This is a genomic window from Embleya scabrispora DSM 41855 (assembly GCF_000372745.1).
GTDB lineage: Bacteria > Actinomycetota > Actinomycetes > Streptomycetales > Streptomycetaceae > Embleya > Embleya scabrispora.
The window spans coordinates 1-10,322 of the sequence record NZ_KB889593.1; the positions used below are offsets into that span (position 1 = coordinate 1).

A 10,322-nucleotide genomic window follows, 5' to 3' on the forward strand; every position below is an offset into this window, starting at 1 on the left:
GGCCGGGGACTTCGACGGTGACGGTCGGGTCGATCTCGTGTCCGTCTGGAGCGACGGCACGCTGGCCCGCTATCCGGGGAACGGAAACGGCACCCTCCGGGACTCCGTCCCGATGTGGCCGGACAAGTCCTGGAAGGGCTCGCTCCGGATCAACGCCGGCGACTTCAACGGCGACGGACACACGGATCTNACCTCCATCTGGGAAGAGGGATCGCTCAACCTCTATCGCGGCCAGGGCAACGGCGCGATCAACAGCTCCACCCGCATGTGGGTCGACAACACCTGGAAGAAGTAGTAGCGAAGCGCCAAAAATGTGATCGGCAGCCGGCACGGGACGGACACTCGTCGTCCCGTGCCGGCTGTTCGATGCCGCCATCGAGCCGGCGCCCGTCGGGGACACGGGCGCCCGGCGGCGGGCCCCGTGCGAGCGTGAGTGTCCGGTGAAATAATCCGTGGCCCGAAAAACTCTCGCGCGTTAGCGTCGCATGACAATGCGTACGTTTCCCGTTGCCGACCCCGGCGATCCCGATATCCGGTCGGCGGGCCGATACCTGACCTGGCTCGCCGTTCGCAGCCGCCGCACGATCCTGATGGGCATCCTGTGGGCGTCGGTGTGGATGGTCGCGCAGGCCCTGATGCCCGCCGCGGTCGGCCGCGCGATCGACGCGATCGAGGCGCGCGACGAGCAGGGACTGCTCGCGTGGTCCGGCGCGCTGCTGGGCATCGCCGTTCTGATCGGCTTCACCGGGACCATGCGACACCGCAACGCGGTCGCCAACTTCCTGGACGGCGCGTTTCGTACGATCCAGCTGGTGACCCGGCACGCCTCCCGGCTCGGTGCCGCCCTGCAGCGCCGGATCGCTTCCGGCGAGGTGGTCGGCGTGGGCACCTCGGACGTGGACGCGATCGGCTCGACGCTCGACATCACCGCCCGCGGCTGCGCGTCGATCGTCACGCTCGCCGTGGTCGCGGTGGTGCTGCTGAACATGTCGGTGCCGCTGGGCCTGCTCGTACTGATCGGCGTGCCACTGCTGATGGGCCTGGTCTCGCTGCTGCTGCGTCCGCTGCATCGACGCCAGAACGCCTACCGCGACCTGCAGACCGGTCTGGCCGATCGGGCCGTGGACATCGCCTCCGGCCTGCGGGTGCTGCGCGGGATCGGTGGCGAGCGGACGTTCGGCGCCCGTTACCGGCGCGAGTCGCAACAGCTGCGGGTGGCCGGCGTGCGTACCGCCCGGGTCGAATCCCTGCTGGAGGCCGCACAGTTCCTGGTGCCCGGCTTCTTCGTCGCATTCGGCAGCTGGCTGGCCGCCCGGTTCGCCCTGGACGGTCGGTTGACGGTCGGTCAGATGGTGTCCTTCTACGGCTACGCGGCGTTCTTGACCGTGCCGCTGTCCACCCTCACCGAGTTCGCCGACCGGGTGGTGCGCGGCCTTGTCGCGGCCCGGCGGGTGACGCGCGTGCTCGCCCTGGAACCGGGCGTGACGGACTCCGCCGAACCGGTCGCGTGGCCGCCGCCGGGAGACCTGGTGGACCGGAGCTCGGGCCTGTTGGTCCGACCCGGCGTGCTGCTCGGGATCGCCTGTGAGGACCCGCAGGACGCACCTGCGCTGGCCGATCGGCTCGGTCGCTACGAGGAGGCCGACGTGCTCTATGCCGACGTGCCGCTCGCCGACCTCGCGCTGGCCGACGTGCGGACGCGAATCCTGGTCGGGCATCACGACGCCGGGTTGTTCGCCGGGCCGCTGCGCCGCGAACTGACGCCGGGCGACGGCGGAACGGGTGATCTGGCGACGGCGGTCGAGGTGGCCTGCGCCGACGACGTGATCGACGCGCTGGATCAGGGACTGGACACCGAGATCGCGGCGCGCGGCCGGGAGTTCTCCGGCGGCCAGGTGCAACGCCTGCGCCTGGTGCGGTTGTTGCTCGCCGAACCGCAGACGCTGGTGCTGATCGAACCCACCAGCGCGGTGGACGCGCACACCGAGGCGCGGATCGCCGCCCGGCTCGCGGCACATCGCCGAGGTAGCACCACGGTGGTCGCCACCACGAGTCCGCTCGTGCTGGACACCATGGACGAGGTCGCCTACGTCGAGGACGGCAAGGTCATGGCGGTCGGTTCGCACCGCGAACTGTTGGCGACCGAGCCGCGGTACGCCGCGCTGGTCACCCGGGTCGACGAGGACGCCCGGGATGCTCAGGACGCCTGGGGCGCTCAGGGCGACGAGGGCGACGAGGGCGAGGAGAGCGCGTGAGCGCGCGGGAACTGCTACCGATCGCGCCGGCCGCCGAGGTCGGCCGGCATGCCGTGCGACTGTTGCGCGAGCGGCGTCGCGATCTGATCCTGACCGTCCTGTTCTACGCGCTCGCCGCGGTGGCCGGCCTGGTCGCGCCGCGGTTGCTCGGGGTGTTGATCGAGAAGGTCCGCGCGGACAGCCCGACCCGCACGATCGACCTGCTCGGCCTAAGCATCGCCGGCGCGCTGTTGCTCCAGGCGCTGCTCGTGCGGCAGGCCGCGGTGGCCGCCGCGCGGCTGGGCGAGGGGCTGCTCGCGCAGGTTCGCGAGGAGTTCGTGGATCGGATCCTGGACCTGCCACTGTCCACCGTCGAGCGGGCCGGTTCCGGCGACCTGCTCGGGCGCGCGAACCGCGACGTGGCCGCGATGTCCCGGGCGGCCCGGCGGGCGGTGCCGTCCGTGTTGGTCGCCGCGGTGACGATCGTGCTCACCTTCGCGGGGCTGCTGCTGCTCAATCCGCTGCTCGCGTTGCCGCTGCTGATCACGCTGCCGCTGTTGATCCCGATCACGTACTGGTACCTGCGCCGCGCGCCGGCCGGCTACCTGCGCGAGAACGCGGCGTGGGCGCAGGTGACCGACTCGCTCGCGGAGACGGTCGAGGGGGCACGCACGGTCGAGGCGCTGCGGCTGGCCGACCGGCGCCGGCGGCGTGGCGACGAGGACGTCGCGCAGGCGTACGCGGCCGAGCGGTACACGCTGTGGTTGCGCACGATCTGGTTCCCGTCGGTCGACTTCGGCTACATGCTGCCGGTGGTGGCCACCACGGCCTTCGGCGGGTGGGCCTATCTGCACGGATGGGCCACGCTCGGCGAGGTGGCGACCGCGGTGTTGTACGTGCAGTTGATCATCGGTCCGATGGACGAGTTGTTGAACTGGCTGGACGAGGTGCAGATCTCGGCGGCCTCGCTGGCCCGGCTGCTGGGTGTGGCCGATGTGCCCTCCGATCGCGAACCGACCGACGCCGAGCCGGTGGACGAGACGTTGACCGTGCGGGACGTGCGGTTCGCCTATGCGGCGGGTCGCGAGGTGCTGCACGGTATCGATCTGACCATCCGGCCGGGGGAGCGGATCGCCGTGGTGGGGCCCAGCGGGGCCGGGAAGTCCACGCTGGGGCGGCTGTTGGCCGGGGTCAATGCGCCCACCTCCGGGAGCGTGTCGGTGGGCGGGGTGCCACTGGTCGGTCTGCCGCTGGACGAGCTGCGCGGCCGGGTCGCGTTGGTGACGCAGGAGCACCACGTCTTCCGGGGCACGTTGCGGGACAACCTGCTGCTGGCCCGCGAGGACGCCTCCGACGACGAGGTGCGGGGTGCGCTGCGCGCGGTCGACGCGGACTGGGTGGCGGCGCTGCCGGCCGGGGTGGATACCGAAGTGGGGCCCAAGGGGTACGAGTTGACCGCGCCGCAGGCGCAACAGTTGGCGCTGGCCCGGCTGGTGCTGGCCGATCCGCACACGCTCGTGCTGGACGAGGCCACCTCGCTGATCGATCCGCGGGCGGCTCGGCATCTGGAGCGGTCGTTGGGTGCGGTGATCTCGGGGCGGACGGTGATTGCGATCGCGCACCGGTTGTATACGGCGCATGACGCGGATCGGGTTGCGGTGGTGGAGGACGGGCGGATCACCGAGCTGGGCAGTCACCGAGAGTTGATTGCGACCTCCGGTGCGTATGCTGCGCTTTGGCGGTCTTGGCATGGGTGAGCCGTTGTGTTGGCCTCAAGCGCCGGCGGGGCTGAGTGGCCTCATGCGCCGGCCGGGCTGGGTTCGCCTCAAGCGCCGGCGGGGCTGAGTGGCCTCAAGCGCCGGCCGGGCTGAGTGGCCTCAAACGCCGGCCGGGCTTGATTGGTTTCGGCTGACGGTGGGCGTTGATTTGGCTGGGTTGGCCTCAAGCGCCGGCCGGGCTGAGTGGCCTCATGCGCCGGCCGGGCTGTTGGCTGGCGTTCTTGGCCGAGGTGGGGGCTCAGGGATTTTGGGTGGCCAGGGACGCGTGTTCTTCTCGGAGTTGGCGTTTGAGGATTTTGCCGCTCGGGTTTTTGGGGAGTGCGTCGGCGAGGACCACGTACTTGGGGACCTTGAAGCCAGCGAGGTGGGATCGGCAGTGTTCGATGAGTTGTTCCTGGGTGATCTTTTCTCCGGGCTTGGGGACGACCACCGCAGTGACGGCCTCGATCCAGTACGGGTGTGGGACGCCGAAGACGGCGGCCTCGGCGACGGCGGGGTGGGCGTGGATGATCTCCTCGACCTCGCGGCCCGCGACGTTCTCGCCGCCGGTCTTGACCATGTCTTTCTTGCGGTCCACCACCGAGAGGTAGCCCTCGTCGTCGAGCACCCCGAGGTCGCCGCTGTGGAACCAGCCGCCGCGGAACGCCTCGGCGGTGCGCTCGGGGTCGTTCCAGTAGCCCAGCATCGTGTGCGGGCCCCGGTGCACGATCTCGCCGACCACGCCGGGCGGCACCGGCCGATCCTGCTCGTCGACCACGATGGTCTGTACGTTCAGGCCCGCGCGTCCGGCCGAACCGGCCTTCCGCTCCTGCTCGTCCGGGCCCAGGATGGTGGCGACCGGGGACATCTCGGTCTGGCCGTAGAAGTTGTACAGCCGCAACTGCGGTAGCCGGCGGCGCAGTTCCGCCAGCACCTCGACCGGCATCGCGGCGGCGCCGTAGTAGCCCTTGCGCAGACTGGACAGGTCCCGCGTGTCGAAGTCGGGGTGGCGCAGCAGCGCGATCCACACGGTCGGCGGGCAGAACAACTTGCTCACCCTTTCGCGCTCGACGGTGGCGAGCAGCGTGGCCGGGTCCGGCGCGGGCAGGATGATCGAGGTCGCGCCCAGGTAGACGTCCGGCGTCAGGAAGCAGTGCAGCTGCGCGCAGTGGTACAGCGGCAGCGCGTGGATCTCCACGTCGTCGGCGGCCATCCCGCCGTCGATGATCGCGGTCGCGTACTGCGCGATCAGGTTGCGGCTGGTCATCACCGCGCCCTTGGGCCGGGACTCGGTGCCGGAGGTGTACATGATCTGCACCGGATCGTCGTCGTCCAGGTCGAGATCGGGCACCGGGCCGCCCTCGGCGAGCAGCGCCGCGAACGGTTCCCAGCCCGGGGCGGCCGGGCCGAACACCACGCGCAGCGCCTCGCGGCCGGCCAGCGCGGCGTCGGCGGTGTCGGTCAGCTCGGGACCGGCCAGGACGGCGCGGGCGCCCGCGTGCTCCAGGACGTAGCCCACCTCGGGCGCGGTGAGCATGAAGTTGACCGGGACGGAGATCGCGCCGAGCCGGGCCAGCGCGAAGTAGGCCACCGCGAAGCCGTGCGAATTGCGGGACAGCAGCACGACCCGGTCGCCCTTGCCGATGCCGCGCGCGGCGAGCGCGCCGGCCGCGGCCGAGACCGTGGTGTCGAACTCGGCGAAGGTCTGCCGCAGCTCGCCGGCCACGATCGCGAGCCGGTTCGGCAGCCGGGCGGCGGTGCGCGCGAGCAGGTCGGCGACGCCGTGCCGGCGGGCCTGTACAGCGGTCACGGATGGCTCCTTGCCTCTGTGCAGCACATGGAGGCGTCATTGTGTCCGGCACGGCCGCCTGGGGGAAGCGTCTCGACCGCTGAAATCTTTGCGTTGATCACCGATCCGCCTAGGTAGGCTTTCCCCATGACCAGCAGCGAAGCCTCCGCAGTCCTCGACACCGCCCGTCGCGCCCGGGAGGCCGCCGCCGTCCTCGCGCCACTGACCCGCCGGGCCAAGGACGACGCGCTGCTCGCGCTCGCCGACGCACTCGTGGCCCGTTCGGCCGAGATCGTGATCGCCAACACCGAGGACGTCGAGCGGGCCCGGGCCAACGGCACCGGCGAGGCGATGATCGACCGGCTGACCCTGACCGACGAGCGGATCGCCGCGATCGCCTCGGACGTGCGCGACGTGGTCGGCCTGCCGGACCCGGTCGGCGAGGTGCTGCGCGGCTCGACGCTGCCCAACGGTCTGGAGCTGCGCCAGGTGCGGGTGCCGCTCGGCGTGGTCGGGATCATCTACGAGGCCCGTCCCAACGTCACGGTGGACGGCGCCGCGCTGTGCCTGAAGTCGGGCAATGCGGTGCTGCTGCGCGGCTCCTCGTCCGCCTACCGCTCGAACACCGCGATCGTCGCGGTGATGCGCGACGCGATCGTCGCGGCCGGCCTGCCCGCCGACGCGATCCAGCTGGTGCCGGGCGAGACGCACGACTCGGTGAAGGAGCTGATGACCGCGCGCGGCCTGGTGGACGTGCTGATCCCGCGCGGCGGTGCAGGCCTGATTCGCACCGTGGTCGAGGGCTCGACGGTGCCGGTGATCGAGACCGGCGTCGGCAACTGCCACGTCTACGTCGACGCGCAGACCGACCTTGCGATGGCGGTGAACATCCTGGTCAACTCCAAGGCGCATCGGGTCAGCGTGTGCAACTCCGCCGAGACGCTGCTGGTGCACCGGGACGTGGCGGACGCCTTCGTGCCGCTCGCGCTGGCCGCCCTGAAGGACGCGGGCGTGACCGTGCACGGCGACGCCGCGGTGCAGGCGTTCTCGGCCGACGTGGTGCCCGCCACGGACGCCGACTGGGACACCGAATACCTCTCCTACGACATCGCCGCCGCCGTGGTGCCCTCGCTGCACGACGCGGTCGCGCACATCCGTCGGCACAGCTCCGGCCACACCGAGGCGATCGTGACCACGTCGCAGGCCGCGGCTCGCGAGTTCGTCAGCCTGGTGGACTCGACCGCCGTCATGGTCAACGCGTCGACCCGGTTCACCGACGGCGGCCAGTTCGGCTTCGGCGCGGAGATCGGCATCTCGACGCAGAAGCTGCACGCGCGGGGGCCGATGGGTCTGCCCGAGCTGACCAGCACGAAGTACGTGGTCACCGGCGACGGTCACGTGCGTTCCTGATCCGGGATCTCCGGGCCCGGAATCGGCTCGGATCGTGGTCGGGTGCCCGACCGGTGCGCGGAATCGGTACCCATCCGGGCGCCTGCGGTAATACTGTCTAGGAGTGCCCGAATCACCAGGGCCAGAGTTCCCGGACGGCCCAGACTTTCCCGAGTTCTCGGAGGATGAGCTCTCCTCCGTCGTTTTCGACGAGTCGTTCGTGCGCGCCGCCCGCGTGCACGAGCCCTCGGCGAACGAGCGTGGTGCGGCGATCGATGCTGCGCCGACGCCCACCCCGGCCGCGCCCGAGCGGACCGACAAGAAGGCCGAACAGGCCGATCGTTCCGACTGGTTCGACGACGGGACGTATCCGGCGGACGGCGAGGACCCATGGCGGGCCCGGACCGTGCCCGGGCACGAGCACACGCCGCTGTCGGCGGACGTGCCCACCTGGTTCGCGAGCGAGCCGTGGAACCGGTCCGCACGGTCCACCCGCTGGCGACGCGGGGTGGCCTGGGTGCTGGCGCTGCTGATGGGCATCGGCGTGGTGGCGATTGCGGTGACCGCGTTCTACCGCAGCGGATCATCCCAGGGACCCACCACGCCCCGGCAGCCCTCGGTGGGGTCGGGGCGGAGCGCGACGACCGACAACAACCCGGTGTTCGCGCCGCTGCCCGGGCAGGACACGTCCCAGGTGCGGATCACCGTCCCGCCCGGGGACTCCGGGTCGACGGACGGATCCGCGCCGGTGCCGTCGCTGCCCGGGTCGGCCCGTTCGGGGCCCGGCTGACCGGCCGCAACCCCTTGCCCGGGTGCATATCCACCCGCTCGCAGGCGACTTAGGCTGGGTGTATGTCCGGACGGGGAGTGCCCCCCGAAGGCCCGAACCGGGGTGGGCCCGACGGCGAGGACGAGTTCAGCGCCGTCGTATTCGACGCGACCTTCGTGCGCGCGGCGGGACTGCACGAGCCGTCGGCGCGGGAACGGCTGCACGGGGGCAAGCGTCCGCATCGGCACCGTCGGCTGTTCGGCGTGCGGGTGCGCACGCTGCGCGGCGCGCTGGGCGCGTTACTCGTGTTGCTGGTGATCGGCGGCGCGAGCTATCTGGGCGCGCGGCGGGCCGCCGCGCCCGGGCCGCGCCTGGCGATCGGCCCGGCGGTGCTGCACCGGGTCTCGCTGCTGCCGCCGGCGGGCCATGTGACGGGTGCGCTGCCCGCCGATCCGATGGCGGGCGGTCCGGCCGCCGGCTGGGCACAGGGCGCCGCCGGGATCGTCGTGGGCGAGCGCCGTGCGACCGCGCACTTCTCGGCCACCCAGATCGGCCAAGCCCTGGACCTGGTGCGCGAGTTCGTGGTCGGCACCCAACTCGACCCGGCCGTGCTCGCGGGCGGCCGACCCTGGTCCGCGCTGCCGCTGTTGCGATCGGAGCAGCGCGACCAACTCGAAGCGGCGCTGATCGCTCCGCGTGACGACGACGTGTCGGCGCCCACCGGGTGGATCACCCGATTCGATCCGGCCGCGGTCAAGGTCCTGGACGTGCCGATCAGGGTCGCGGGCACGCTCGCGGTCGCCGAGTTCGCGCGCGCGGACCTCGTGGTCACCGCCGACGTGGTGTTCGTGTACGCGGTCGCCCAGGTCGGCGGGCCGGGCTGGACCCGATTCGTGCTGCACCGGGTGTGGGACTTCCGGGTGGACCCGGCGACGCTGCACGACGGCCTGCTCCAGGTCCGCCGGATCCTGACCGTGGCCGGGCCGCAGGCGTGCGACGTGGACTCCTCGGCCTGGTTCCGGCCGGCCTTCACCGGCCCGGCACCGAGCGACGCGCCACCGGCGGCCGAGCAGGTGGATCCGTTCCGCTCGGCTCCGACCGGCACGTGCGCCCGGTTGGCGGGCCTGCCCTGATGATCGGTCAGGCGCCGCCGCCGTTGTTCGTCGAGGTCGCCCCGGGTTCGTCGCGGCGCCCGGCGAACCGGTCGCGGAGCTTGCCGCCCGCGTCCGCCGCGCCGTCGGCGAGGTCGCGGAGCAGCCCGAACAGCGGGTCCGTGGTGGTGCGTACCGATTCGCGGTAGGCACTCGCCGATGCCTTGGCCTCCTCGCGCACCGATGCGTTGGGGTCGTCCTCGCGGCGCGGATACTCGCCCGCGATGATCCGCGCGTACTCCCCGCCTTCGGCCCACTTGCGCAGTTCGGCCACCCGGACCACCGGGTACGGGTGCGAACGCCCGAGCAGGTTCATCAACTTGAGCACGCTGTCGCGCAGATCGCCGGCACCCTCGTATTCGGCGGCCTGCTCCAGGAACGCGTCCGTGCTCATCTCGTGCAACTGCGAGCCGCCCGCCACCTTCATCAGGGCGCGCATCGACACCTCGGGGTCCTGCCCGATCAGCAGACCGGCGCGGTCGCAGGACAGTTCGGACTTGCGGAACCACTCCTGGAGCGCGGTGATGATCGCGTGCACGCCCAGCGAACCGAGCGGGATCCCGGACAGCGCGGAGGCGAACCGGGTCAGGATCAGCAACATCGTGCGGTAGACCGCGTGCCCGGACAGGATGTGCCCGGTCTCGTGCCCGATCACCGTGCGCATCTCGTCGTCGTCGAGCAACTCGACCAGGCCCGAGGTGACCACGATGAACGGCCTGTCCATGCCGATCGCCATCGCGTTCGGCTGCGGGTCCATGGTGACGTACAGCTCGGGTACGACAGGCATGTCCAGGATGTACGCGGACTCGCGGACCATCTCGTGCAACCGGCGGAACTGTTGTTCACTCGCGCGCACCGAGCCCGCGAGGAAGGCGAGCCGGATGGCTCGTTCGGACACCATGCCCGACATCTGCTTGAGTACCGTGTCGAACCCGCTCAGGCGGCGCATCGCCACCAGTGCGGTGCGGTCGGCGGGATGTTCGTACGCCCGGGAGGAGATCCCGGGAAATCGCCTGCGCCCCTCGAAGGTTCCGATCGTCTTGTCGTTCGGCATGCCGTTCCCCCTTGCCCTCGACGAATCCGGTTCCAGATTAGGCTTGTTTGTTGGGCGCCTTCGGCGCCGGCTCGCGAGGCACCACTTTTTCTTTCCCCCGCTTCGCTCCTCCAAGAAAAAGCGGCCCCTCGCTCGGGACGGTGTGTCCCTCCGCTTCGCTCCGGGTCACACCGTCCAAG

General features: G+C 71.3%; 8 protein-coding genes. 6 read left to right on the top strand and 2 right to left on the bottom strand.

All coding sequences use genetic code 11. The annotated features are described in order from the left end of the window. Positions 1-37: 37 nt before the first annotated feature. The 3 genes from A3IC_RS53370 (at position 38) to A3IC_RS0109380 (ending at position 3,991) form a co-directional block, all read left to right on the top strand. On the top strand, positions 38-295 hold the full coding sequence (locus A3IC_RS53370; protein ID WP_425387323.1) for an FG-GAP repeat domain-containing protein: 258 nt from the start codon (positions 38-40) through the stop codon (positions 293-295). 196 nt (positions 296-491) lie between these two features. Beyond that, complete coding sequence (locus tag A3IC_RS0109375) at positions 492-2,255, top strand: ABC transporter transmembrane domain-containing protein (protein ID WP_020549799.1); 1,764 nt, start codon at positions 492-494, stop codon at positions 2,253-2,255. After that, on the top strand, positions 2,252-3,991 hold the full coding sequence (locus A3IC_RS0109380) for an ABC transporter ATP-binding protein (protein ID WP_020549800.1): 1,740 nt from the start codon (positions 2,252-2,254) through the stop codon (positions 3,989-3,991). The genes A3IC_RS0109375 and A3IC_RS0109380 overlap by 4 nt, the downstream gene beginning before the upstream one ends. A 259-nt stretch (positions 3,992-4,250) precedes the next feature. Here the strand turns inward: A3IC_RS0109380 and A3IC_RS0109385 are convergent, their stop codons facing one another. Then, complete coding sequence (locus A3IC_RS0109385; protein WP_026218058.1) at positions 4,251-5,801, bottom strand: fatty acyl-CoA synthetase; 1,551 nt, start codon at positions 5,799-5,801, stop codon at positions 4,251-4,253. Positions 5,802-5,927: 126 nt separating this feature from the next. Between A3IC_RS0109385 and A3IC_RS0109390 the strand changes: the two genes are divergently transcribed. The 3 genes from A3IC_RS0109390 (at position 5,928) to A3IC_RS53380 (ending at position 9,071) form a co-directional block, all read left to right on the top strand. After that, a complete protein-coding gene (locus A3IC_RS0109390; RefSeq protein ID WP_020549802.1) occupies positions 5,928-7,190 on the top strand; it encodes a glutamate-5-semialdehyde dehydrogenase in 1,263 nt (420 codons plus the stop codon). Positions 7,191-7,293: 103 nt separating this feature from the next. After that, positions 7,294-7,959, top strand: coding sequence for an SCO2584 family spore wall biosynthesis protein (locus A3IC_RS53375; protein WP_079026339.1), 666 nt, complete (start codon positions 7,294-7,296; stop codon positions 7,957-7,959). Positions 7,960-8,021: 62 nt separating this feature from the next. Then, the gene (locus A3IC_RS53380) at positions 8,022-9,071 is read left to right on the top strand and encodes an SCO2583 family membrane protein (protein ID WP_158695867.1); all 1,050 of its coding nucleotides are present in this window, start codon (positions 8,022-8,024) and stop codon (positions 9,069-9,071) included. A 7-nt stretch (positions 9,072-9,078) separates the two neighbouring features. Here the strand turns inward: A3IC_RS53380 and A3IC_RS0109405 are convergent, their stop codons facing one another. After that, positions 9,079-10,143, bottom strand: a complete 1,065-nt coding sequence (locus tag A3IC_RS0109405; RefSeq protein ID WP_020549806.1) for a M48 family metallopeptidase — start codon at positions 10,141-10,143, stop codon at positions 9,079-9,081. Between the last annotated feature and the right edge of the window lie 179 nt (positions 10,144-10,322).

Excerpts from the sequence above, each read along its gene's own strand:
- A3IC_RS0109390 (WP_020549802.1), top strand. The coding sequence starts at position 5,928 with ATGACCAGCAGCGAAGCCTCCGCAGTCCTCGACACCGCCCGTCGCGCC.
- A3IC_RS0109405 (WP_020549806.1), bottom strand. The coding sequence starts at position 10,143 with ATGCCGAACGACAAGACGATCGGAACCTTCGAGGGGCGCAGGCGATTT.
- A3IC_RS0109375 (WP_020549799.1), top strand. The coding sequence starts at position 492 with ATGCGTACGTTTCCCGTTGCCGACCCCGGCGATCCCGATATCCGGTCG.
- A3IC_RS53380 (WP_158695867.1), top strand. The coding sequence starts at position 8,022 with ATGTCCGGACGGGGAGTGCCCCCCGAAGGCCCGAACCGGGGTGGGCCC.